The sequence below is a fragment of the Bradyrhizobium pachyrhizi genome (assembly GCF_029714545.1).
Classification (GTDB): Bacteria; Pseudomonadota; Alphaproteobacteria; order Rhizobiales; family Xanthobacteraceae; genus Bradyrhizobium; species Bradyrhizobium pachyrhizi.
The window spans coordinates 5,127,783-5,149,859 of record NZ_CP121667.1 but is presented as its reverse complement, the minus strand read 5'-3'; the positions used below and the strand labels follow the sequence as shown (position 1 = coordinate 5,149,859).

22 protein-coding genes, 3 tRNA genes and 1 pseudogene are annotated in these 22,077 nt (G+C 64.1%); 13 read left to right on the top strand and 13 right to left on the bottom strand.

Translation table 11 applies throughout. The features are described from left to right. The first annotated feature begins 6 nt into the window (after nt 1-6). The 5 genes from QA639_RS24215 to lon all read left to right on the top strand — a co-directional run bounded on the left by QA639_RS24215 (nt 7) and on the right by lon (nt 6,958). A tRNA-Leu gene (locus tag QA639_RS24215) sits at nt 7-91 on the top strand. 164 nt (nt 92-255) lie between these two features. Continuing rightward, complete coding sequence (gene tig / locus QA639_RS24210) at nt 256-1,614, top strand: trigger factor (protein ID WP_028333950.1); 1,359 nt, start codon at nt 256-258, stop codon at nt 1,612-1,614. 240 nt (nt 1,615-1,854) lie between these two features. Continuing rightward, on the top strand, nt 1,855-2,490 hold the full coding sequence (locus QA639_RS24205; protein ID WP_016847729.1) for an ATP-dependent Clp protease proteolytic subunit: 636 nt from the start codon (nt 1,855-1,857) through the stop codon (nt 2,488-2,490). A 441-nt stretch (nt 2,491-2,931) separates the two neighbouring features. Beyond that, a complete protein-coding gene (clpX, locus tag QA639_RS24200; RefSeq protein WP_018271869.1) occupies nt 2,932-4,206 on the top strand; it encodes an ATP-dependent Clp protease ATP-binding subunit ClpX in 1,275 nt (424 codons plus the stop codon). 322 nt (nt 4,207-4,528) lie between these two features. Further along, the gene (gene lon / locus QA639_RS24195; RefSeq protein ID WP_283087539.1) at nt 4,529-6,958 is read left to right on the top strand and encodes an endopeptidase La; all 2,430 of its coding nucleotides are present in this window, start codon (nt 4,529-4,531) and stop codon (nt 6,956-6,958) included. Nucleotides 6,959-7,024: 66 nt separating this feature from the next. Here lon and QA639_RS24190 read toward each other — a convergent pair whose 3' ends face one another. From QA639_RS24190 to QA639_RS24180, 3 genes are all read right to left on the bottom strand, one after another. Next, nucleotides 7,025-7,684, bottom strand: coding sequence for a glutathione S-transferase family protein (locus QA639_RS24190; protein WP_283087538.1), 660 nt, complete (start codon nt 7,682-7,684; stop codon nt 7,025-7,027). A 131-nt stretch (nt 7,685-7,815) separates the two neighbouring features. Beyond that, a complete protein-coding gene (locus QA639_RS24185; RefSeq protein WP_050384894.1) occupies nt 7,816-9,027 on the bottom strand; it encodes an MFS transporter in 1,212 nt (403 codons plus the stop codon). A gap of 1 nt (nt 9,028) precedes the next feature. Then, nucleotides 9,029-9,697: a GntR family transcriptional regulator gene (locus QA639_RS24180; protein WP_028333954.1), complete on the bottom strand. Its 669-nt coding sequence runs from the start codon at nt 9,695-9,697 to the stop codon at nt 9,029-9,031. Between the two features lie 199 nt (nt 9,698-9,896). Here QA639_RS24180 and QA639_RS24175 point away from each other — a divergent pair, with 199 nt between their 5' ends. Beyond that, nucleotides 9,897-10,307: a GFA family protein gene (locus QA639_RS24175; RefSeq protein ID WP_283087537.1), complete on the top strand. Its 411-nt coding sequence runs from the start codon at nt 9,897-9,899 to the stop codon at nt 10,305-10,307. 63 nt (nt 10,308-10,370) lie between these two features. Continuing rightward, nucleotides 10,371-10,447, top strand: a tRNA-Val gene (locus QA639_RS24170). Between the two features lie 163 nt (nt 10,448-10,610). Here QA639_RS24170 and QA639_RS24165 read toward each other — a convergent pair. Then, nucleotides 10,611-10,820 carry a hypothetical protein gene (locus QA639_RS24165; protein WP_016847733.1) on the bottom strand — a complete coding sequence of 70 codons (210 nt, stop codon included), beginning with the start codon at nt 10,818-10,820 and terminating at the stop codon, nt 10,611-10,613. A gap of 248 nt (nt 10,821-11,068) precedes the next feature. Here QA639_RS24165 and QA639_RS24160 point away from each other — a divergent pair, with 248 nt between their 5' ends. The 3 genes from QA639_RS24160 to QA639_RS24150 all read left to right on the top strand — a co-directional run bounded on the left by QA639_RS24160 (nt 11,069) and on the right by QA639_RS24150 (nt 12,623). Continuing rightward, nucleotides 11,069-11,350: a hypothetical protein gene (locus QA639_RS24160; RefSeq protein WP_283087536.1), complete on the top strand. Its 282-nt coding sequence runs from the start codon at nt 11,069-11,071 to the stop codon at nt 11,348-11,350. A 23-nt stretch (nt 11,351-11,373) separates the two neighbouring features. Further along, a complete protein-coding gene (locus QA639_RS24155; protein WP_050384892.1) occupies nt 11,374-11,679 on the top strand; it encodes a YciI family protein in 306 nt (101 codons plus the stop codon). 92 nt (nt 11,680-11,771) lie between these two features. After that, nucleotides 11,772-12,623 (top strand): class I SAM-dependent methyltransferase, encoded by an 852-nt coding sequence (locus QA639_RS24150; RefSeq protein WP_050384891.1) that lies wholly within the window; start codon nt 11,772-11,774, stop codon nt 12,621-12,623. On the opposite strand, the gene pepT is transcribed toward QA639_RS24150, so the two are convergent. Both pepT and QA639_RS24140 read right to left on the bottom strand, forming a co-directional pair. After that, the gene (pepT, locus tag QA639_RS24145) at nt 12,624-13,880 is read right to left on the bottom strand and encodes a peptidase T (RefSeq protein ID WP_028333959.1); all 1,257 of its coding nucleotides are present in this window, start codon (nt 13,878-13,880) and stop codon (nt 12,624-12,626) included. It lies immediately after the preceding gene. A 172-nt stretch (nt 13,881-14,052) separates the two neighbouring features. Then, on the bottom strand, nt 14,053-14,352 hold the full coding sequence (locus QA639_RS24140; RefSeq protein ID WP_016847738.1) for an HU family DNA-binding protein: 300 nt from the start codon (nt 14,350-14,352) through the stop codon (nt 14,053-14,055). A 332-nt stretch (nt 14,353-14,684) separates the two neighbouring features. Between QA639_RS24140 and QA639_RS24135 the strand changes: the two genes are divergently transcribed. Further along, nucleotides 14,685-14,761: transfer RNA gene (locus QA639_RS24135), tRNA-Asp, on the top strand. Between the two features lie 97 nt (nt 14,762-14,858). On the opposite strand, the gene QA639_RS24130 is transcribed toward QA639_RS24135, so the two are convergent. The 5 genes from QA639_RS24130 to QA639_RS24110 all read right to left on the bottom strand — a co-directional run bounded on the left by QA639_RS24130 (nt 14,859) and on the right by QA639_RS24110 (nt 17,867). After that, nucleotides 14,859-16,163, bottom strand: a complete 1,305-nt coding sequence (locus QA639_RS24130; protein WP_283087535.1) for a hypothetical protein — start codon at nt 16,161-16,163, stop codon at nt 14,859-14,861. Between the two features lie 157 nt (nt 16,164-16,320). Continuing rightward, the gene (locus QA639_RS24125) at nt 16,321-16,512 is read right to left on the bottom strand and encodes a hypothetical protein (RefSeq protein WP_028333961.1); all 192 of its coding nucleotides are present in this window, start codon (nt 16,510-16,512) and stop codon (nt 16,321-16,323) included. 14 nt (nt 16,513-16,526) lie between these two features. Beyond that, nucleotides 16,527-16,727 (bottom strand): hypothetical protein, encoded by a 201-nt coding sequence (locus QA639_RS24120; protein ID WP_283087534.1) that lies wholly within the window; start codon nt 16,725-16,727, stop codon nt 16,527-16,529. Between the two features lie 98 nt (nt 16,728-16,825). Beyond that, a complete protein-coding gene (locus tag QA639_RS24115) occupies nt 16,826-17,470 on the bottom strand; it encodes a haloacid dehalogenase-like hydrolase (RefSeq protein ID WP_283087533.1) in 645 nt (214 codons plus the stop codon). Between the two features lie 193 nt (nt 17,471-17,663). Next, entirely contained in the window at nt 17,664-17,867 is a 204-nt protein-coding gene (locus QA639_RS24110) for a hypothetical protein (RefSeq protein WP_050384886.1), read from the bottom strand. Between the two features lie 199 nt (nt 17,868-18,066). Here QA639_RS24110 and QA639_RS24105 point away from each other — a divergent pair, with 199 nt between their 5' ends. Then, the gene (locus QA639_RS24105; protein ID WP_283090616.1) at nt 18,067-19,080 is read left to right on the top strand and encodes a TRAP transporter substrate-binding protein; all 1,014 of its coding nucleotides are present in this window, start codon (nt 18,067-18,069) and stop codon (nt 19,078-19,080) included. A 120-nt stretch (nt 19,081-19,200) separates the two neighbouring features. Further along, complete coding sequence (locus tag QA639_RS24100) at nt 19,201-20,019, top strand: alpha/beta fold hydrolase (RefSeq protein WP_283087532.1); 819 nt, start codon at nt 19,201-19,203, stop codon at nt 20,017-20,019. Here the strand turns inward: QA639_RS24100 and QA639_RS24095 are convergent. Both QA639_RS24095 and QA639_RS24085 read right to left on the bottom strand, forming a co-directional pair. Next, a pseudogene (locus QA639_RS24095) lies at nt 20,016-20,776 on the bottom strand (MFS transporter). The gene QA639_RS24100 and the pseudogene QA639_RS24095 sit on opposite strands and share 4 nt — an antisense overlap. Nucleotides 20,777-20,810: 34 nt before the next feature. Beyond that, entirely contained in the window at nt 20,811-22,001 is a 1,191-nt protein-coding gene (locus tag QA639_RS24085; protein ID WP_283087529.1) for an aromatic ring-hydroxylating dioxygenase subunit alpha, read from the bottom strand. Between the last annotated feature and the right edge of the window lie 76 nt (nt 22,002-22,077).

Sequence of the window (22,077 nt, the reverse complement as noted above, 5' to 3'; positions counted from 1 at the left end):
TTTCGCGCGGGCGTGGCGGAACTGGTAGACGCGCTGGATTTAGGTTCCAGTGACGAAAGTTGTGGGGGTTCGAGTCCCTCCGCCCGCACCAAGCGCTTACAGCGTTTGCATGACGAATTCTTGGAGAACCTTTGGCCCCGACGGGGTGAGGGTTCGCCGAACCCACAGACGTTAGGCCGCAAGGTCCATCGTCGAACAGATTGAACACTGCCACGGCCGCTCGGGCCGCGGCAAAAGCGGAAGAAGATTGATACCATGCAGGTCACCGAGACCCTCAACGAGGGATTGAAGCACGAATTCAAGATCAGCGTCCCGGCATCCGATCTCGATGCCAAGGCCGACGCCAAGCTGGTCGACCTCAAGGACAAGGTCCGTCTCAACGGCTTCCGTCCCGGCAAGGTGCCGGTGGCGCATCTGAAGAAGATCTACGGCCGGTCGGTGATGGCCGAGACCATCGACCAGACCATCAGCGATACCAACCGGCAGATCTTCGAGGATCGCGGCTTCCGCCTCGCCGGCGAGCCGAAGATCACGATGCCGACCGAGAAGGACCAGGTCGAGGAATTGCTGTCGGGCAAGACCGACCTGACCTACACCGTCGCGATCGAGGTCGTGCCGCCGATCCAGCTCGCCGATTTCAAGTCGTTCTCGGTCGAGAAGCCGGTGGTCGAAGTCTCCGACGCCGATGTCGACGATGCCATCAAGCGGATCGCCGAAGGCAGCCGCCCGTACAATGCCAAGGCCGAAGGTGCGGCGGAGAAGGGCGACCGCGTCACCATCAGCTTCAAGGGCACCATCAACGGTGAAGCGTTCGAGGGCGGCACCGGCGAGGGCATCCAGGTCGTGATCGGCGCCGGCCAGTTCATCCCGGGCTTCGAGGAGCAGCTGATCGGCATCGGCACCAATGAGACCCGCACGCTGAAGGTCTCGTTCCCGAAGAACTATCTGAACGAGAAGCTCGCCGGCCAGCCGGCCGAGTTCGAGACCACCGCGACGCTGATCGAGGCGCCCGGTGAGACCACGATCGACGACGAGTTCGCCAAGACGCTTGGCCTGGAGTCGCTCGACAAGCTGAAGGAAGCCGCCCGCGAGCGCCTGACGGCCGAGTTCGCCGGCGCCACCCGTCAGAAGGTCAAGCGCGCGCTGCTCGACCGGCTCGACGAGAGCCACAAATTCGAGGCGCCGCCGTCGCTTGTCGCCGAAGAGTTCAACCTGATGTGGAACTCGATCAAGGCCGAGATGGACTCGTCCGGCAAGACCTTCGCCGACGAGAACACCACCGAGGAAGCGGCAAAGGAGGAGTACCACAAGATCGCCGACCGCCGCGTCCGCCTCGGCCTCGTGCTGTCGGAGATCGGCGAGAAGAACAAGATCACCGTGACCGACGACGAGGTGTCGCGCGCCGTGATCGAGCGTGCACGCCAGATGCCCGGCCGCGAAAAGGAAGTCTGGGACTACTACCGCAGCAACGCCCAGGCGCTGGCCCAGCTCCGCGCCCCGATCTACGAGGACAAGGTCGTCGACTTCGTCCTGGAGCTCGCCAGCGTGACCGAGAAGAAGGTCACCAAGGAGGAGCTGTTCAAGGATGAAGACGCCGAGAAAACTGCCGCTTAATTTCGGCACCTCGCGTTAATGATGAACCGCGAAAGCGCGCCTGGCGAGGGTCCCCTTCGCTAGGCGCGAAGACGCGAATCAGCTTGAACTTCTGCGACCTGCCCAGGTGGCTAGTGCGGCGAGTTGACGGCCTTGTCGGCCGGAAATTGGCCCATATCTGGGTTAAGCCTTGAGGCAGTAGTCTTGAGCCAAGTAGTCTTGAGCAAAGTTCTGCATCACCCCTAACCCTTGGGTTCTTTCATGCGCGATCCCGTTGAAACCTACATGAACCTCGTGCCGATGGTCGTCGAGCAGACCAATCGCGGCGAACGCGCCTACGACATTTTCTCGCGCCTTTTGAAAGAGCGCATCATCTTCGTCACAGGTCCGGTGGAAGACGGCATGTCGACGCTGATCGTCGCGCAGCTGCTGTTCCTCGAGGCCGAGAATCCGAAGAAGGAAATCTCGATGTACATCAACTCGCCGGGTGGCGTGGTGACGTCGGGCCTCGCGATCTACGACACGATGCAGTTCATCCGTCCGCCGGTATCGACGCTGTGCACGGGGCAGGCGGCCTCGATGGGCTCGCTGCTGCTGGCTGCCGGCGAGAAGGACATGCGCTTTACGCTGCCGAATTCCCGCATCATGGTGCACCAGCCCTCCGGCGGCTTCCAGGGCCAGGCCACCGACATCATGCTGCACGCGCAGGAGATACTGAATCTCAAGAAGCGCCTCAACGAAATCTACGTGAAGCATACCGGCCAGACCTACAAGGCGATCGAGGACGCGCTGGAGCGCGACAAGTTCCTTACCGCCGAGGACGCCAAGGCGTTCGGCCTCGTCGACAAGGTCATCGACAAGCGTCCGGACGATCCGGCCGCCGCGAAGGCCGCCTGATCTGGGCAGGTATCTCGAGGCGTCGGTGTGATCTCCACATTGACGCCTCACATAACCGGCAAAAGCAGGGTGGTGACCGGCCCGCGGGTGCATGCGCGCGGGCGGAAAGTTCCGGTTTCGTGCTCATATACTGACGTGGTAATCCCGCAACGTTCCGTGGATTTCGACGCGTATTCCACGTGCGATCGTTGAAAATCACGGTATTGTCACGGTGTTGAGCCGGCCATCCGATTAGCGAATTCTTGATAGTCGGGTGCCAGCATGGTTGGCTGTGATGCATCGGCTATGATCGCGGAGATTCGAATAAACCGTGATCCACACGGTCAGTATTGCGTAGGGTCTTTTTTGGTACGGAATTTGCTCTATCTACCCAACAGCCCGGTTGTGTGCCGGATTGGGTCGATCTGGCAAACGAGATCGAACGGCGGACGGAGATAATGAATGAGTAAGGTCGGCACGAGCGACGCCAAGAACACGCTATATTGCTCGTTCTGCGGCAAGAGCCAGCATGAAGTTCGCAAGCTGATTGCCGGACCGACTGTCTTCATTTGCGACGAGTGTGTCGAACTGTGCATGGACATCATTCGCGAGGAGAACAAGTCCTCGCTGGTGAAGTCGCGCGACGGCATCCCGACGCCGAAGGAAATCTGCAAGGTCCTGGACGACTACGTGATCGGCCAGAGCCATGCCAAGAAGGTGCTGTCGGTCGCCGTCCACAACCACTACAAGCGGCTTAACCATCAGACCAAGCACAACGACGTCGAACTGGCGAAGTCGAACATCCTGCTGATCGGTCCGACCGGTTCGGGCAAGACGCTGCTCGCGCAGACGCTGGCCCGCATCCTCGACGTGCCCTTCACGATGGCGGATGCGACGACGCTGACCGAAGCCGGCTATGTCGGCGAGGACGTCGAGAACATCATCCTGAAGCTGCTGCAGGCCGCCGACTACAATGTCGAGCGCGCGCAGCGCGGCATCGTCTATATCGACGAAATCGACAAGATCAGCCGCAAGTCGGACAATCCCTCGATCACCCGCGATGTGTCGGGCGAGGGCGTCCAGCAGGCGCTCCTGAAGATCATGGAAGGCACGGTGGCCTCGGTCCCGCCGCAGGGCGGCCGCAAGCATCCGCAGCAGGAGTTCCTGCAGGTGGATACCACCAACATCCTGTTCATCTGCGGCGGTGCGTTCTCGGGCCTCGAGAAGATCATCTCCGCGCGCGGCCGTTCGACCTCGATCGGCTTCGCGGCGCAGGTGCTCGCGCCGGAGGATCGCCGCACCGGCGAGATATTCCGTCACGTCGAGCCGGAAGACCTGCTGAAGTACGGCCTGATCCCGGAATTCGTCGGCCGTCTGCCCGTCGTTGCCACGCTGGAGGACCTCGACGAGACCTCGCTGAAGAAGATCCTGACGGATCCGAAGAACGCGCTGGTGAAGCAGTACCAGCGGCTGTTCGAGATGGAGAACATCGAGCTGACCTTCGCCGACGAGGCGCTTGGCGCGGTCGCCCGCAAGGCGATCGAGCGCAAGACCGGCGCGCGCGGCCTGCGGTCGATCCTGGAGAGCATCCTGCTCGAAACCATGTTCGACCTCCCGGGCCTGGAAGGCGTCGAGGAAGTCGTGATCTCGCGCGAGGTCGTCGAGGGAACGGCGCGTCCGCTCTACATCTACGCGGATCGTTCCGACCGCGCTGTCGAGAGCAGCGCGAGCGCCTAAACGGCGCTCATCTCGACCCGTCAAAAATGCGCGGCTGCCGGACGCTCCGGCGGCCGCCATGGCGCAGCAGCGGCGCCCCTGCGGCGTAGCAGCAAATGCTTGTTTAGCCTATATTTCCCGACACTTCTGAGACTTGACACCCCCCCGCCTGATAGCCACCTAATGCTATCGGTGAGGGATCTCATCCGTTGAGATTCGTCGCTTCACGATGCGGAATAAGCGGCTGCCGACAGCATTCGCATTCCGCATCACCAAGGCACCTTGTGGCGGTTGCGCAAGCAGGCGGACTGCGTGCAAGGGGGCACAACAAAAGGATTAGGCCATGACGACCTCAAAACCCCGGCCAACGATCGTCCACGGCGAAAGCCACTCCTATCCGGTGCTGCCGCTCCGCGACATCGTCGTCTTCCCGCATATGATCGTGCCGCTGTTCGTCGGCCGCGAGAAATCGATCCGCGCGCTCGAAGAGGTGATGAAGAACGACGCGCTGATCATGCTCGCGACGCAGAAGAACGCGTCCGATGACGATCCGGCACCCGATTCAATTTACGAGACTGGTACGCTCGCCAGCGTCCTGCAGCTCCTGAAACTGCCCGACGGCACCGTGAAGGTGCTGGTCGAGGGTCTCGAGCGCGCGCGCGTCGAGAAGTATTCCGACCGCAGCGAATATTACGAGGCGACCGCGGTCGCGCTCGCCGACACGGACGCCAACTCGGTCGAAGCCGAGGCGCTGGCGCGTTCGGTCGTGTCCGACTTCGAAAGCTATGTGAAGCTGAACAAGAAGATCTCCGCCGAAGTCGTCGGCGTGGTTCAGGCGATCACCGATTTCGCCAAGCTCGGCGATACCGTTGCCTCGCATCTCGCGGTCAAGATCGCCGATCGGCAAGCGATCCTGGAGACGTTGTCCGTCACGCAGCGCCTGGAGAAGGTGCTGGGCCTGATGGAGAGCGAGATCTCGGTGTTGCAGGTCGAGAAGCGCATCCGCTCGCGCGTCAAGCGCCAGATGGAGAAGACCCAGCGCGAGTATTACCTGAACGAGCAGATGAAGGCGATCCAGAAGGAGCTCGGCGACGACGAAGGTCGCGACGAGCTGGCCGATCTGGAGGAGAAGATCTCCAAGACCAAGCTGTCCAAGGAAGCGCGCGAGAAGGCCCAGCACGAGCTGAAGAAGCTGCGCCAGATGTCGCCGATGTCCGCGGAAGCGACCGTCGTGCGCAACTATCTGGATTGGCTGCTGTCGATCCCGTGGGGCAAGAAGTCCAAGGTCAAGAAGGACCTCGAGGCCGCGCAGGCGGTGCTGGACTCCGATCACTACGGGCTCGAGAAGGTCAAGGACCGCATCGTCGAGTATCTCGCGGTGCAGTCGCGCGCCAACAAGCTGACCGGACCGATCCTGTGCCTGGTCGGGCCTCCCGGCGTCGGCAAGACCTCGCTCGGCAAGTCGATCGCGAAGGCCACGGGGCGCGAATTCGTGCGCGTATCGCTCGGCGGCGTGCGTGACGAGGCCGAGATCCGCGGTCACCGCCGCACCTATATCGGCTCGATGCCCGGCAAGATCATCCAGTCGATGCGCAAGGCGAAAACGTCGAACCCGCTGTTCCTGCTGGACGAGATCGACAAGATGGGCGCCGATTTCCGCGGCGATCCGTCGTCGGCGCTGCTTGAGGTCTTGGACCCCGAGCAGAACTCGACCTTCAACGACCACTACCTGGAGGTCGACTACGACCTGTCCAACGTGATGTTCATCACGACCGCGAATACGCTGAATATTCCCGGCCCGCTGATGGACCGCATGGAGATCATCCGGATCGCCGGCTACACGGAGAACGAGAAGGTCGAGATCGCGCGCAAGCATCTGATCCCGAGCGCGCTCTCCAAGCACGGTCTGGACTCCAAGGAATGGTCGATCGACGACGCGGCCTTGCTCCTGATGATCCGGCGCTACACCCGCGAAGCGGGCGTGCGTAACCTGGAGCGTGAGCTCTCCACACTCGCCCGCAAGGCGGTGAAGGAGCTGATGATCTCCAAGAAGAAGTCGGTGAAGGTCACCGAGGCGAACATCGAAGAGTTCCTCGGCGTTCCGAAGTATCGCTTCGGCGAGATCGACGACGAGGATCAGGTCGGTATCGTCACCGGTCTGGCCTGGACCGATGTCGGCGGCGAGTTGCTCACCATCGAAGGCGTCATGATGCCCGGCAAGGGCAAGATGACCGTCACGGGCAATCTGCGCGACGTGATGAAGGAGTCGATCTCGGCGGCGGCGTCCTACGTCCGCTCGCGTGCGATCGTCTACGGCATCGAACCGCCGATGTTTGACCGCCGCGACATCCACGTTCACGTGCCGGAGGGCGCGACGCCGAAGGACGGTCCGTCCGCCGGTGTGGCGATGGCCACCGCGATCATCTCGGTCATGACCGGCATCCCGGTCCGCCACGATGTCGCGATGACCGGCGAGATCACGCTGCGTGGTCGCGTGCTGCCGATTGGCGGTCTGAAGGAGAAGCTCCTGGCTGCCGCCCGCGGTGGCATCAAGATGGTGCTGATCCCGGAGGACAACGCCAAGGATCTCACGGAGATCTCCGATGCGATCAAGGGCGGCATGGACATCATTCCGGTCTCGCGGCTGGATGAGGTTGTCGCTAAGGCGCTGGTCCGCGTGCCCGCACCGATCGTCTGGGAAGAGGAGACCAGCAAGGTCGACGTCAAGCCCGATGCTTCGGATGAGGCGTCCGGTGGCCTGACGGCGCACTGAAGCAAGCTCCGATCGACATAAGAAAACGGCGCCTTCGGGCGCCGTTTTTGTTTTCGCTGTTCGCGATCAGGTCGGTAGGGCTGCGGCTCTGTCCGCGGCGGCAAAGTGCGCCATCTGATCGGCATGCGCCTTTGCGAAAGCCGGCCGCGCCGTGGCACGCGCGACGTAGTCGCGACACGCGGGATATTCCGCCAGTCCGTCGAAGCGGTCGACCAGGCGCAGCACATCCGCCATGAGAATGTCGGCGACGGAGAACGGCCCGGCCAGCCATTTGCGACCCGTCAGCACCGGCTCTATGTGCCTAAGCCGGGATTGCAGGAAGCCGTCGAAGCGTGTCCATGCCGACGTGCCGCCGCTCTCGCCCGAGAACACCAGGAGCGACCAGGGCAGGCTCGCCATCTCGACCGAGTTGAGCGCTGCGAACAGCCATTTCAAAGCCTCGCTGCGCTGGCGCGGATCGGTCGGCAGCAGCGCGTCGCTGCGCTCGCCGAGATGCAGCAGGATCGCGCCGCTCTCGAAGATCGAGACGTCGCCGTCGGTCAGCCACGGCACCTGACCGAACGGCTGGTGCGCGAAGTGCTCGGGGCTCCGATCGCGAAACGGCACGCTTGCAACGCGATACGGCAAGCGCGCCTCTTCCAATGCCCAGCGCACGCGGAGGTCGCGCACAAATCCCCGCGGCATCTCCGGAACCCAATCGAAGGTGGTAAGCGTCAGGTCGGCCATTGGGTATCTCCATTTGCTGGCTTCACAGCAAAGAACGAACCAATGGCGCGTGTTCCGACACCCCGACTGGCTTTTTCGTCGTTGCGGTACGGAATGATCGAGCTGCCGACGTGGGTACGCCGGCGCCGGAACTACTCTTTCCTTTCGACGACGAAATTGCCGATCGCGCCGAGTGCCATCAGCACGCTGGTGCCGAGGAACACCGCGGGCATGCCGATATGGCCGCCGATGAAGCCGCCGGCGAGCGGGCCGATCACCTGGCCGGCATATTGCGCCGAGATCGAGTAGCCGAGCATGCTGCCGGTGACCGCATCAGGCACGTTGTGCCGGATCACGCTCGCGATGCAGGGCAGGAGGCCGCCGAGCGCGAGCCCCATCAGGAAGCGCAGCAGGATCAACTGCCAGCCGCTGACCACGAAGGCCTGCGGGATCAACAGCAGCGCCGACACCGCCAAGCAGATGGTGATGATCCGCCAGTGGCCGACCCGATCGGCCAGCTTGCCGAGATGCGAGGACGACAGCAGGCTGCCGAAGGCCGCCGCCGACATCACGAGGCCGGCGACGAATGTCACCTGCGGCGCCTCGACCAGTTGCGCGACATAGACCGTGATGATCGGCTCGATCGACATGTTGGCGACCATCAGCAGCAGGCCGGTTCCCCACATCGCGACGACAGGGCGCTTGTCCGGGACCAGCGACCAGCCGCCACGCGCCTTGCCGCCTTTCGCGGTCTTCGGGCGCGCGTCCTCGCGGATCAGGAACGTCGTGCCGAGGAAGGTGAAGAAGATGACGCCGCCGATCAGGAAGAAGGTCGCACGGATGCCGATCAGCCCCGGCAGCACGCCGCCGATCAACGGACCGACGAGGCTTCCGGCCATGATGCCGGCCGACAGCACGCCGATCGCCCAGCCGGAGCGCGCCTTGGGCGTCTGCGCCGCGACCAGCACGGTCGAGCCCGAGGCGTAGCCGCCGAGCAGGCCGGTCAGCAGCCGCAAGCCAACCAGCTCATAGACATTGTGCGCCATGCCGATCAGGGACATCGCGACGGCCATGCCGAGGCTGGCGCGGATCAGCATCAGCTTGCGGCCGTAGCGATCGGCGAGCCGTCCCCACAGCGGCGCCGTCAGCGCCGCGCTGAAGAAGGCTGCGCCATAGGCGACGCCCGACCATTGCACGATCGCGGCATGATCGGTCACGCCGAGCTGCTCGACATAGAGCGGCAGGAACGGCAGCAGCAGCGTCATCCCCACGATTGTCGTGAAGGAGCCGAACACGCAGACGATCAAATTGCGTTTCCAGGGGCCCGCGTCGAGCAGGGCTTCGCGATCGACTTCGATGTTCATGTCAGCGCAGCCCGATCACGGCGAAGCCGCGCGCCCGCAGGCCGCGGCGATCCTCGTTCAGCGAACGCAGCAGGCGATCGCGGGTATCGGTGATGTGGTCGGCGGCCTCGCGCGCGGCGGCCTCCGGATCGTCGGCCTTGATGAAGCCGAGGATGCGCCGGTGCTCGCGCCAGGCCTGCTCGCGCGACGGCTCGGTCCACACTTCCAGCCAGCGCGCCCGCGACAGCCTCGTCATGGCGCCGGCGATCGCCTTGACGATGAAGGGATTGCCGGAGAGCCGCGCGATCTCGACATGGAAATCGGTGCCGACCCGATGCCATTCCTCGCGCGGCGCGCCGGACTGGCAGGCATCCAGCATCTCCTCGACGCCGGCGATATCGGCTGCGCTCGCCCGCGCGCAGGCGAGGCGCACCGCCGTCGTCTCCAGCGGAATCCGGAACTCGGCAAGCGCCTCCAGCTCACCGAGGTCGATCGGTGCGACGATCCAGTTGCGGCCGTCGCGGCGCACCAGCTCTTCGCCTTCGAGCCGGACCAGCGCGGCACGGATCGGCGTGCGCGATCCCTCGAACCGGCTCTCCAGCCAGCGCTCGGTCAGCCGCTCGCCGGGGCCCAGGTCGAGCGACAGGATCATCTCCCGGAGCTGGTCATGGATCTGAAGCATCTGCGACATGGCGCCGTCCTTGGCCGCTCCTTGGCGGGCGTGGAATCTCGATCAGACGGCTTTCGTATCCCGATTTGGTATCCCAAACAATGCGGGTACGGGATACCGGCGTTGCTCCGTTAAAGGAGGTGGGCCGAGAGCCAGGGCCCTGGACAATGGAACCGCGCTCACGGCGGCTGCTTTGTTTGACGGAATTGGAGAGCGCCAGATGCACATCGACGGGCAATGCCATTGCGGGGCTATCACTTATCAGGCCGAGATCGATCCCGAACGGGTGTCGATCTGCCATTGCACGGACTGTCAGGCGCTGACCGGCTCGCCCTACCGCGTCACGGTGATCTGCGACGCCGAACAGGTGCGGCTGACCGGAGGTGCGCCGAAGGTCTACGGCAAGCGGGGCGATAACGGCGGAATCCGCTTCCAGCACTTTTGCGGCGACTGCGGTTCGCCGCTGTTCACGAGCGGCGAGGACGGCGGGCCCGACGACTGGGGCATCCGCTGGGGCAGCATTCGCCAGCGCGGCCAATTGACCCCGCGACGCCAGGTCTGGTGCCGCTCCGCCGCGCCATGGATCAATGATCTCAAGGAATTGCCAGCGCGCCCGACGGACTGGTGCTGACGGATTGAGGCGTTGCGGCCTTGCGCCTCGGGGGCAGGCGAGGCTAAAGAGGCGCGCAGGTAAGGGCGGCTAGCTCAGCTGGTTAGAGCATCTCGTTTACACCGAGAGGGTCGGGAGTTCGAATCTCTCGCCGCCTACCAGCCCTTCACCCTGCGGGCTACGGCTGGGCAAGCCAGCCTTTGAGCACGAATTCATCCGCTTGTTCGGTTCGCAGGGCGAAGGCTGTCACGCCAAGGCTCGAAATGCGCAGGCGGACTGGCTGCCTAAACGCGTGCGGACGTGCTTCCCCCTTCGGATCCAGTCCTACGGTTGCAGCATCCTGATGGTCGCGATCGGCCACTTCCCGATGTGGCCCTTGATCGAGATGCGCAACCCGTGAGATTCGTCCAGAAACACGCCCTCGACGGTCCCTGCGGTTCCATCGGTGAGAACCGCGGCTCGTCCGACCAGCTCGGCCTCCGCTTGCACATGCTCGCGCAGGATGACGGTGGCGCGGTGTTTCACGAGCTGCAAAGCCGCCTCTGGTTGATGAGCCCTACGGAGTAAGGCCATTGCATGCCTCTCGGTGAACGCGCGGAGAGGGCGCGATCCCGGCCGTGGGGTAGTCTCATGGGGATGGCCGGGACCGCGCTTGCTCCGCGCTGGCGTGCCGAATGTCATTCGATACCCGATGGTGCGAAAGGTGCCGAAAGTCACGCGCCCAGATTTGATGCCGACGCTGCAGCGATGCTATTCTGTACGCCTAACCGGGAACTTGATGCATGCGCAAACTCGCCGCGATTTTTCTTCTCACCATGATTGCCGGACCCGCATTCGCACAGTCGGATCACGTTCAGCGCTATCGCGAAGAGGTCGAGAAGTCGCCGGCCGATGCGGCCAACGAGGCGCGGCAACAGCGCGCCTATCAGCGTGCGCTCAGCGGTGTGCCGGATCAGAAACCGACCGATCCCTGGGGCATCGCGCGCAGCGACGGGCAGGGCACGCCCAAGGCGAATGCCGCGAAGCCGAAACCGGCCAAGCCCACGAGCGCAGCCACCAAATAAAGCTCCGAGCGCGGATCAGGTCGATGAAATACTACGTCTGCAAATTGACCGGACCGCGCCCGACCTTTCCTCAGGATATGACGCCGCAGGAAGCCGCCATCATGCAGGCGCACGTCGCCTATTGCGGCGAACTGCTGCAGGCCGGCAAGGCGCTGGTGTTCGGACCGGTCGCCGATCCCTCCGGCGTCTGGGGCCTCGGCGTGCTGCAACTGCCTGACGATGCCGATCCGCAGGAGATCGTCGCCAACGATCCCGTCACCAAGGCGGATGCCGGATTCACCTATCAGCTGATGCCGATGCTGCGCGCCGCGACGCGTGAGAGCTGCTAGGGCATGATCCGGAAAAAGTGCGAAGCTGTTTTCCGAAAGAGATCATGCCCAAACATGAGACAACAGAAGGTTCCTCACAAGGTTTCGATCGCATGAACGCTGGCCATCCGCAGAACGCCGACCAGATTGCTTATTGGAACGGGCCGGGCGGTCAGCGCTGGGCCACACGGCAGGCCGCGCAGGATATCGTGCTGCAGCCGGTGCTCGACCTCCTGATCGATCGCGCCGCGCCGAAAGCCGGCCAACGCGTCGTCGATGTCGGCTGTGGCAGCGGCGCCTCGAGCTTCGCGCTGGCGGCCAAGGTCGCGCCCGCTGGCCACGTGCTCGGCGTCGATGTCTCGGAGCCGATGCTGACGCGGGCGCGGCAGAGCGCGCCGCAGGGTTTGCCGGTCGAGTTCGCGCTGGCCGACGCCACCATCTATCCGTTTGTCAGCGAGAGCTTCGATCTGTTGGCCTCGCGCTTTGGCGTGATGTTCTTTGCCGATCCCGTGACGTCGTTCGCCAATCTGCGCAAGGCGATGAAGCCGACCGGCCGTCTCGCCTTCGCCTGCTGGCAGGAGCCGCGCGAAAATCCGTTCTTCATGACGCCGCTTGCTGCCGTCTACAAGCACGTGCCGAAACTGCCGCCGCTAGGGCCCGAGGATCCCGGCCCGTTCGCGTTCGCCTCCGAGGCCCGCGTGAAGCGGATCCTGGGCGAAGCCGGCTTCTCCGGCATTGCCATGGAGCCGTGCCGGGTTGAGCTCGATGTCGCGACCGGGCGCGGCATCGATGCCGCGATCCAGGGCGCGCTCGAGATCGGGCCGGCCAGCCGCGCGCTGGAAGGGCACCCGGATGAGGTGCGCGATGCCGCGATCGCCTCGATGCGCGAGGCGCTGGCGCCTTTTGTGAAGGGCGATGCCGTGCTGCTGCCCGGCGCGATCTGGATCGTGACCGCGCGGGCCTGATCAGGTCTTCTCTTCCCAGATCATCGCCAGGTGCACGATGGTCTGCACGGCCTTCTCCATGTCCTGCCGGCTGACCCATTCGAGCCGCGAATGGAACGCGTGCTCGCCGGCGAAGATGTTCGGGCAGGGCAGTCCCATGAAGGACAGCCGCGAGCCGTCCGTGCCGCCGCGGATCGAGGTCTTCACCGGCGTGAGGCCGGCGCGCTCGATCGCCTCGATCGCATAGGCCACGATCTGCGGGTGGCGATCGATCACATCCTTCATGTTACGGTACTGCTGCTTGACCTCCATGCGGTAGGTCGAGCGCGGATAGCCCTTCATGACATCGTTCACGATGTCTTCCAGCAGCGCTTCCTTCTGCTTCAGGCCGGCCTCGGTGAAATCGCGCACGATGAAGTCGATCCGCGCGTTCTCCAGCGCGCCCGAGATCGCGACCGGATGCAGGAAGCCTTCCTTGCCCTCGGTGGTCTCGGGCGAGCAGGTGTCCTTGGGCAGGCGATCGACGATCGCGGCGGCGATCTTGATCGCGTGCTCCATCTTGCCCTTGGCGAAGCCCGGATGGGTCGCGACGCCTTCGATGATGATGCTGGCGCCGTCGGCCGAGAAGGTCTCGTCCTCGATATGGCCGGCTGTCTCGCCGTCCATGGTGTAGCCGAAATCGGCCCCGAGCTTCTTGATGTCGACCTTGTCGACGCCGCGGCCGATCTCCTCGTCCGGCGTGAACAGGATCTTGATGGTGCCGTGCTTCACCTGCGGATTGGTGATCAGGAAATGCGCGGCGTCCATGATCTCGGCAAGGCCCGCCTTGTTGTCGGCGCCGAGCAGGGTGGTGCCGTCGGTGGTGATGATGTCGTTGCCGATCTGGTCGGCCAGTGCTTCGTGCTCGGCGGCGCGGATCACCTGCGAGGCATCGGCGGGCAGCACGATGTCGCCGCCGCGGTAGTTCTTCACGACCTGCGGCCTGACGTTCTTGCCGGTGCAGTCGGGAGAGGTGTCCATGTGCGAGCAGAAGCAGATCACCGGCACCGTCTTGTCGGTATTGGCCGGGATCGTCGCGTAGACGTAACCGTGCGGATCAAGATGCGCGTCGGATATCCCCATGGCCTGCAGCTCGGCGACCAGCAGGCGCCCGAGATTCTTCTGCTTCTCGGTGGAAGGCGTGGTGGGTGAATCCGGGTCTGACTGGGTATCGATCACGACATAGCGCAGGAAGCGCTCGGTGACGGTGTGCTTGAAGTCGAGAGCCGGTGCCAGCATGAAAACCGCGCAAAAAACAGGAGATAGGAACAATGCGCTTTGGCGAAGTTGGTTCGCGCGAGCAAACCGCGTCAAGGCGAGCTTCGTAGGACAATCCTATAACAGAAAAGCGCCACTCCGGGGCCGCGTCACGAGCCGGAATGGCGCTTTGCCTTAACGGAGAGAGTAGGCGCTAGACGGCTTCTTTCAGCTCCTTGGCGGCGCGGAAGGCGACCTTCTTGCTGGCCTTGATGTGGATCTGTTCGCCGGTCGCCGGGTTGCGGCCCATGCGGGCGGCGCGCTTGCGGACCTGCAGGATGCCGAGGCCGACGATCCTGATGCGCTCGCCCTTCTTGAGGTGCTTGGTGATCCTTGTGACCATGTCGGTCAGGATCGCCTCGGCCTGCTTCTTCGACAGCTCCTGCTCCTCGGCGATGGCCGCCGCCAAATGCTTCAGCGTGATCGTCGCCGGTGTCGCTGCTTTCTTCGCCATGTCTGGCCCTCCTCGTTGCTGAATGGCTGGATTGCTGCTTTTCACGCGAATGGCGCGCCGTTCGCGTCGGGAAAATGCGTCCGGACAAGTCCTGAAAACCGCCGGTTCCAGGAACGGGCAGCGCCGGGCTGGCCACAGGAAACCCAGACGTATCAGGCCTTATTTGATTCGGGGCTTCGCTGACTACGCCGTTTCCCCTGAAAACAGGCGACAACCCGCGTACGTGCCGCGAAAATGCCGACGCTGTGCAGGGATCCGCAACGTCCTTGACTAACCGGATGCGGGCCTTTATGCCCTCGGTCCTGCGCGGATCAATCCGATGATCGGCATCCGCGGGAGTAGCTCAGTTGGTTAGAGCGCCGCCCTGTCACGGCGGAGGCCGCGGGTTCGAGTCCCGTCTCTCGCGCCATTCATTTCAATGACTTAGCAGCGTGTTTGGCCCGAAACCATTGGTCCCTCTGGACCGGTGCCGTAACGAGTTGCCTTCCTCAGACTGCCGCGACAGATCAGGACGCCGCGAGGCCGGCAACGCTGACGGGTTGAGCGGCCTGCTCGGGCCTGACCGATAATGCCACGCGCTGTTCGGGCGTCAGCCACCACAGCAGGAACAGCAGCGCTATCCCGTTCGACAGCAGGCCTGTCGTGAGCGGCACGTTCATGATCGCCTGGACTGCGATGCCGGACGAAACCGCGATGAAGCGCGGCGACAGGTGCTTTGAGACCATCGATCCCACTGACAGGATCAGGCCGCAGACGAAAGCCGACACCGGGGCGAGCGCAAGACCGACCGACGCAATGCCCTCGGTGGCGAGGAAGGACGCGTTGAAATTGCCGTCCTGATAAATCGCTCCGAGGGTCGGGCCGAGCTCGCCGTACGGGCAGGCGGCCATGTATCGCAGGACGGTGATCTGGCAGAACCGGGTGAGTTCGCGGTGCGCAAAGAAGTCGGCGTATTGATCGAGCGCGAGCGACGGGATCGCGACGAAGCGCAGATTGACGGTGCTGAACACGATGTAGGTCTTGTCGGCGACGAGAATGGCGAAAGCCAAAAGGCCGACGATCATCGGGATCAGAAATGCGAGCACCGTGGCCAGCCGCGGGTCGAACCGGCCGTACAGCCAGAACAGAAACGGTAGCCAGATCGGCAGCAGCAGGACGGTCTTGTTGTTGACGACGGGATAGAAGCAAAGCGCAAGCAGCAGCACCCCGGCCGCCGGCATCCATCGGCTGCGCGATGCGAAATGCGCGAACAGGTAGGGCAGGACCGCGCCGATCATGACCCCGGTGAGATAGTTCATTAGCGCCGGCCGCACGACGGCGGTGCGGGCTGCGCCATAGGGATTGCCAAGATTGGCCCCGTAGGAGACATCGGCCACCAGCACGGCGAGGCACGACACCAGCAGCAGAACCGCGATGCGCTTGACGGCCGCTTCGGACAGATCGGGCCGCCAAGCCGAGATATTCTGCAGCATCAGAGGGATCATCACGGCGGCCAGCGCGGCGATCATGGCCCAGCGGGCGATGGCGTGCGGATAGTCGAACGCGCTGAAGAAACTGAGCCAGACGAAGCCGAACACGGCTGACAGCAGCGAGAAGCCGACCAGATAACCGAAGCTGAATCGTGCCGCGACGAACGCCGGGACGAATGCGACCATGATGGCGGTGCCGAGGACGGCTTGCGCGGTGATGCCGGATCGCCAGACATGCATCGCCGGGAATGCGTGCCCACAGGCGATCATCGAGGCGACGCTGAGGACGAAGAACCCGGGGATCGTGACCCCGACAACCAGGTCACCGCGCGTCAATGTCATCGGTCCGTCCGAATCCGAAAGCTGCCAGGCAGCTAGCCGGTCGGCCCTGGACGACGCAAGTTAAGCAATATCTCGGTCTGTGTTGTTATGTTTCTGCCGGGCCATTCGTCACCGCGATGCCCTATTGAATTCACAGAACGGCAATACCTTGCCTTGATCAGGCAAAGAATGCGGCGACCGCGTTGAGGTCGGATTGTCCCGGCGCCTCGCCGCGCAAATTGGCGTCGATGATGCGGCGGCAGGCGTCAACCGTGTGGGTGTCGCCCAATTCGTTGGCGGCCTCGAGGATCGACCAGACCGTGTCCAAGGGAACGTCGCTCTGCGTGGTCGCCTTCGGGTCTGACAGCATTGGCGGGGTCGCGGTTAGAATTCGAACAGGTCGCGGCCGCGCCGCGCCAAATTGTGCAGGTCCGCCACAGTGCCGCGCACCGCGTTGCAGTGGCGGCATTCGATGATCGTGTCGCCGGATGCATGCGCCGGATCGGCGACCTTGATCGCCAGGCTACCGCAATCCGTGCAGATGATCTTGAAGCCGGTTGAAATTACTTGCTGCTGCAAATTCATTGTGGCCTGCGCCTTTGTTGACGTCGACCTTAGCCGGGCAACTTTTAAGACTGGGGTCGCGGAGCGGATTGCAATCGAACGACCGCGTTAGGGTGCGATTAAGATTTCGCTGCGGCCGCGCGGCCCTGCAGATGCAGCGTCGGCTTGCCGAGCCCGGCCGCGGCGGCGCGCACGGCATTGCGGGCATTGACGGTGATGATGCCGGCGGCGTGGGCCCAGACCGCGAGGTCGGAGGCGCTGTCGCCGGCGTAGATGAAGCCCCGGGGAAATGTCCTTTGCAACAGGTCGGCCTTGTTGGCGCCCTTGAGATTATGTTCGCCGTCGGAGGCAAGCACCTGGTCGATCCAAGGCAGACGCGACGCCAGCTTCTGTGCGAGCAGCGCGTCGGCCGCGGTTGCCAGCACGATGCGGCGGCCGGCCGCGTTCTCGCGCTCGGCCAATGCGACGACGTCCCGGTGCAGTTCGATCCGGCTCCAGTCGATGTGCTGGCGTTGTGCGAGCCGGCGCTTCAGCGCCGCGCGGCCGCGCGTCAGCCAGGCGGCGCATGACACGACGATCAGCGGATTGCGGCGCAGGATCGAGAAGAAGCTGAGATGGAGCAGGTCGCCCGTGATCAGCGTGCCGTCGAGGTCGAGCACCAGCGGCAACGATGCCGGCAGGCCCAGCAAAGGGGGCGCTCCGTCGGTGCGGGAAGCATGCTGCGGCTTCGCAATGTTGTCGCCGGCGAGGCGAGGCTCAGTCATTCGCGGCACTCAGCCGGGTTGCGACCGTGCATACGTCGATGGCGCGCACTCCGGTCTCGGTGGTCCGGCAATCGCCGTAGCCGAACTTGCTCGCAAAGGCCACACCATGCTCGTCCGAGCTCGAGACGATCAGGACCAACGAAAAAGGCCGCCCGAGGGCGGCCGTGTTGCCTGCGGAAGCCTGCAGAAATCTTCAGCGGACCGTGGAGGTGCCTGACGAGGTGATCGCCACCGGTTTGCCGGCCTTGATGACCTGGTTGGTCTGAGCAGTCTGGGTGAAATCCGCGTTGTTCCGGGCCGAAATGCCGAGCGCCGCGATCCCGATCCCCGCAACAAGGGCAACCACCACAATCTTGAGATGGGTCGCGCGGTCAGCTGAATGGATCGAGTGGTTCATGGTCGCCTCCGGGCGTCTGTGCGCCGTCTATGGCAGGTACTGGTAAGCCCCATCTGTTTCCGGATCGTTTCGTGAGTTCCGGGAAATGGTTTCGTGCCACGGGCGGATTGGTTTCACCGTGCCTTGCGTCACACTGGCGGCCGGCTAAAACTGCCCCAGGCGCGGAAACGCCCTTGGGAGAAAAACAATAATGAAAACAATGAGACTAACCCGACGCCGGGTGCTTGGAACCGGCTCCGCGGCACTCGCCGCCACGATGTTTGGTAAGCGCGCCGTTGCGGCGGCCGAGTTCGACTTCAAGCTCGGCGTCAACACTCCGGAAACCCATCCGCTAACAATCCGCCTGACTGAGGCCGCCAAGGCGGTCGGCGCCCAGTCGTCCGGCCGGGTCAACATCACGGTGTTCGCCAACAGCCAGCTCGGCGGCGATCCGGAGATGCTGTCGCAGGTCCGGGCCGGCGGGATCGAGCTGCTGGCGGCGCCCAGCATGACACTGTCGACGCTGGTGCCGCTGTCGGGGCTACCCAGCATCGGCTTTGCCTTCCAGTCCTACGACCAGGTCTGGGCGGCGATGGACGGCGGCGTCGGCGACCTCGTGCGCGAGGCGATCACGAAGACCGGCGTCGTGCCGCTGAAGAAGGTCTGGGACAACGGCTTTCGTCAGATCACCTCGTCGTCGAGCCGGCGGCTCAACAGCGTCGACGATCTCAAGGGCTTTAAAATTCGCGTGCCGGTGACGGCATTGCTGACGTCGCTGTTCTCAGGGCTCGGCGCGCTGCCGTCGAGCATCTCCTACAGCGAGCTCTATTCGGCGCTGCAGACCCACATCGTCGAAGGGCAGGAGAACCCGCTGGCGCAGGTTTCGACCGGCAAGCTCTACGAAGTGCAGAAATTCTGCGCGCTCTCGAACCATTGCTGGAGCGGTTACTGGATCCTCGGGAACCGCCGCGCGATGGCCGGCCTGCCGCCCGATCTGCTCGAGCTCATCAATGCCGCGTTCGACGCCGCGGCGGTGAAGGAGCGCACCGATCTGGTCGAGATGGATCGCTCGCTGCAGGCCGAGCTGACCGAGAAGGGCATGACCTTCAACAAGCCCGATCCCGTGCAGTTCAGGGCCGCGTTGGTGAAGGCCGGCTTCTACACGCAGTGGCAGAAGACCTATGGCGCGGACGCCTGGGCAGCGCTGGAGAAATACACCGGCAAGCTGACGTGAGCGCCGCCTGACATCACGCGCGCGATTACCTGACGCGTAATCGCGCGTGCGATCTCCCTTTGCGATGGTCGGTGCATCGGCGGCGATGGGTGCCGATCGATCCGCAAACGGAGATACACGATGGCCAGCCAACCGCTTTATGCAACCGCCAGGGACGGCACAAAGCTGTTCGTGCAGGATTGGGGCTCGGGCCGGCCGGTGCTGCTGCTCGCTGCCTGGACGTTCAATTCCAGCATCTGGGGCAGCCAGATCGTGGCGCTGAACGCCAAGGGCTATCGCTGCGTCGCACCTGACCGGCGCGGACATGGCCGCTCCGACATGCCGATGGCGGGATACGATCTCGACACGCTGACCGATGACGTCGCCGCCGTGATCGAGCAGCATGATCTCCACGACGTCACGATCGTCGCGCATTCGATGGGATCGATCGAGGCAGTGAACTATCTGGCGCGTCACGGCGCAAAGCGCATCGCGCGGCTGGTGCTGGTGGCGCCGACCACGCCGTTCATCGTGCAGACCGAGGACAATCCGGACGCCGTGCCGAGAGCGATGGTCGACGCGCAAAATGTGGCGATCGCGCAGGACTTTTCGAAATGGATGAGCGAGAACGAAGCGCCGTTCTTCATGCCCGACACGGCCGAGGTGACGCGGGCCTGGATCAGGGAGATGATGCTGAGCGTGTCGCTGCCGGTGGCGCTGGCTTGCCGCAAGACAATTTCCTTTGCCGATCTGCGCGCCGCCGCGAGCGCGATCGATCGCCCGACGCTGATCGTGCATGGCGACAAGGATGCCAGCGCGCCCCTCGAGCTGACCGGCGCGAAGACCGCAAAACTGATCAGAGGAAGCAGGCTCGCCGTCTATGAAGGCGCCCCGCACGCGTTGCCGCTGACGCACAGCGCGCGCCTGATGGCCGACCTGTTGGCCTTCATCGACGCTTAGCTCGCGCGCGCGATGTCAGCGCGGATCGCGCGCGCCGCCCAGACGAACAGCAGGGCACCGAGCGTCGTCGTGAGCGCGGCCGACAGCAGCGAGTAGCGAACCGCATCGACGCCGTAGGTGCCCTTCAGTGCGTCGTTGATCATGCCGACGGCGAGGGGGCCGACGCCCTGGCCGAAGCAGGTCGCGGTCAGCAGCACGATCGCCGAGGCCAGCGCGCGCATGCTGGGCTTTGCCACCGTCTGCGTGATCGCGAAGATCGGGCCGAGATGGAAGCCGACCATGAACGAGGTGAGCGCCAGGGTCGCGACCATCAGCGTGAAGCTTTGCGTCAGCATGCACAGCGCGAACACCGGGCCGACGAGGCCGGACATGATCGCGGGCGCCCACAGGTTCCAGCGGTCGTCGCGGCCGCCGATCTGCGCCACCAAGAGGCCGCCGATCAACGTGCCCGCCATGCCGGCGAGACCCTTGAAGGTGCCGGCATAGGTGCCGATCTCGGCGCTGGTGAGGTGATGGATGCGCGCCAGGAGCGGCGGGATCCACACCGCGGTAGCGTAGTTGGTGCGAGCAGGCCCATCGTCGTGTCGCTGAGCGCGAACGCCTTCTTGATCGGTTCGATCAGCACGTTGAAGATGGTGCGGTCGAGGAAGTTGAGGGCGTAGATGATCGTGAGCAATGCGAGGACGTAGTAGCGGCGCGCCGAGGGCGCGGCCGCAGCCTGAGTTGGCGCGGTTGCCTGCGGTGCGACATCGACCATGACTTCCTCCCCTGATCTTCTTTCTGCGCGGGCCTTACGCCTCGCGGATGTAATTCCCTGCCTCGAATTCGACCGGCCTCGTGTCGGCGTCGAACGACACCCCGATCGGGTCGCGGCCGGTGGCCATGGCCTCGAGCTGGTCAGCGAACATCCGGCGGATCATCAGGATGCCGCGGTCGCTCTGGCCAAAATGCTCTTCGGAATGGATCGTCACCGCGCCCTGGCCGACCTGGGCCTCGTAGTCGCCGGGGAATTGCTGGTGCTCGGCCTCGGTCATGTCCCACCAGAACTTGCCGTTGAACTTCGAGCGCATCCGCCCAATATCGCCCGCGTTCTTGACCCGGCCGGCGACGTAGATGCGAAACGAGGTGTCGTCGATCGGCAAGGTCCAGCCGATCGATTCGACGCGTGCGAACTGCGCGACGCGCGGATTGGGCACGACGCGCAATGTGGGGAGGGCGGCCTCGGTGACGCGATAGAACACCTTGCCGTCGTCCTGCCTGCGGATCGAACGCACCGCGACGCCGCGCGGCGACATCTCGAACGTCACTTCGGGCATCGAGGCCATCATGTTGGTGAACTGCGCGCCTGAGAACGAGCCGTGCAGCACCGGCACATGGTAGGGGTCGGCAACGTTCTCGAAATGCTGCAGCCAGTTGCAAGGGATCACGGCGGGGCCGCCGCCGCCGATCGGGGAATCGTCGGCCTCGACGAACTCGCCTTCGTCCATGTTCTCCAGGCACTCGTAGCGCGGCAGCACCGGCCTTTTCTCGGCCGGCCCCATATAGGCGAAGATCAGGCCGTAGCGTTCCTGCACTGGATACCAGGGCTGGCGTACCTTGTCCTTGAACAGGCCGCCGTCGGGCTCGCAGGGTTGTTCGAGGCAGCGGCCCTCGGTGTCGAACTTCCAGCCGTGATAGCAGCAGCGGATGCCGTCTTCCTCGACCTTGCCGTAATAGAGCGTGGTGCCGCGGTGGCAGCAGCGCGCATGCAGCAGGCCGGACCGGCCATGCCGGTCGCGGAACAGGATCAGGTCTTCGCCAAGTGCGCGGACTTTTCTGGGGATATCGGTGGCGTCACCGGCGAGGCCGACCGGGTGCCAATACCGGCGCAACAGCTCGCCCATCGGTGTGCCGCGGCCGACCGAGGTGAGCTCGGTCCGGGTGCTGGACGGCTTCATCGCATAGGCCGTGCCGAGATCGCGGTCCCGCTGGGTGATCGTCATGTTGTCCTCCCCGCCGCTGGTCGGGCGCCGGCGGCTGATCTATCGTTGACCAAGTCAACGATATATGGATGACAAT

Bases quoted from the DNA above. Each gene is read 5' to 3' on its own strand.
- QA639_RS24155 (WP_050384892.1), top strand. From the start codon at position 11,374: ATGAAATACTACGTCTGCAAATTGACCGGACCGCGCCCGACCTTTCCT.
- QA639_RS24140 (WP_016847738.1), bottom strand. From the start codon at position 14,352: ATGGCGAAGAAAGCAGCGACACCGGCGACGATCACGCTGAAGCATTTG.
- QA639_RS24190 (WP_283087538.1), bottom strand. From the start codon at position 7,684: ATGGCCGACCTGACGCTTACCACCTTCGATTGGGTTCCGGAGATGCCG.
- QA639_RS24130 (WP_283087535.1), bottom strand. From the start codon at position 16,163: ATGACATTGACGCGCGGTGACCTGGTTGTCGGGGTCACGATCCCCGGG.
- QA639_RS24175 (WP_283087537.1), top strand. From the start codon at position 9,897: ATGCACATCGACGGGCAATGCCATTGCGGGGCTATCACTTATCAGGCC.
- QA639_RS24160 (WP_283087536.1), top strand. From the start codon at position 11,069: ATGCGCAAACTCGCCGCGATTTTTCTTCTCACCATGATTGCCGGACCC.
- tig (WP_028333950.1), top strand. From the start codon at position 256: ATGCAGGTCACCGAGACCCTCAACGAGGGATTGAAGCACGAATTCAAG.
- QA639_RS24115 (WP_283087533.1), bottom strand. From the start codon at position 17,470: ATGACTGAGCCTCGCCTCGCCGGCGACAACATTGCGAAGCCGCAGCAT.
- QA639_RS24205 (WP_016847729.1), top strand. From the start codon at position 1,855: ATGCGCGATCCCGTTGAAACCTACATGAACCTCGTGCCGATGGTCGTC.
- QA639_RS24185 (WP_050384894.1), bottom strand. From the start codon at position 9,027: ATGAACATCGAAGTCGATCGCGAAGCCCTGCTCGACGCGGGCCCCTGG.
- QA639_RS24120 (WP_283087534.1), bottom strand. From the start codon at position 16,727: ATGAATTTGCAGCAGCAAGTAATTTCAACCGGCTTCAAGATCATCTGC.
- QA639_RS24105 (WP_283090616.1), top strand. From the start codon at position 18,067: ATGAGACTAACCCGACGCCGGGTGCTTGGAACCGGCTCCGCGGCACTC.
- QA639_RS24110 (WP_050384886.1), bottom strand. From the start codon at position 17,867: ATGAACCACTCGATCCATTCAGCTGACCGCGCGACCCATCTCAAGATT.
- QA639_RS24150 (WP_050384891.1), top strand. From the start codon at position 11,772: ATGAACGCTGGCCATCCGCAGAACGCCGACCAGATTGCTTATTGGAAC.
- pepT (WP_028333959.1), bottom strand. From the start codon at position 13,880: ATGCTGGCACCGGCTCTCGACTTCAAGCACACCGTCACCGAGCGCTTC.
- QA639_RS24180 (WP_028333954.1), bottom strand. From the start codon at position 9,697: ATGTCGCAGATGCTTCAGATCCATGACCAGCTCCGGGAGATGATCCTG.
- QA639_RS24085 (WP_283087529.1), bottom strand. From the start codon at position 22,001: ATGACGATCACCCAGCGGGACCGCGATCTCGGCACGGCCTATGCGATG.
- QA639_RS24125 (WP_028333961.1), bottom strand. From the start codon at position 16,512: ATGCTGTCAGACCCGAAGGCGACCACGCAGAGCGACGTTCCCTTGGAC.
- lon (WP_283087539.1), top strand. From the start codon at position 4,529: ATGACGACCTCAAAACCCCGGCCAACGATCGTCCACGGCGAAAGCCAC.
- clpX (WP_018271869.1), top strand. From the start codon at position 2,932: ATGAGTAAGGTCGGCACGAGCGACGCCAAGAACACGCTATATTGCTCG.
- QA639_RS24100 (WP_283087532.1), top strand. From the start codon at position 19,201: ATGGCCAGCCAACCGCTTTATGCAACCGCCAGGGACGGCACAAAGCTG.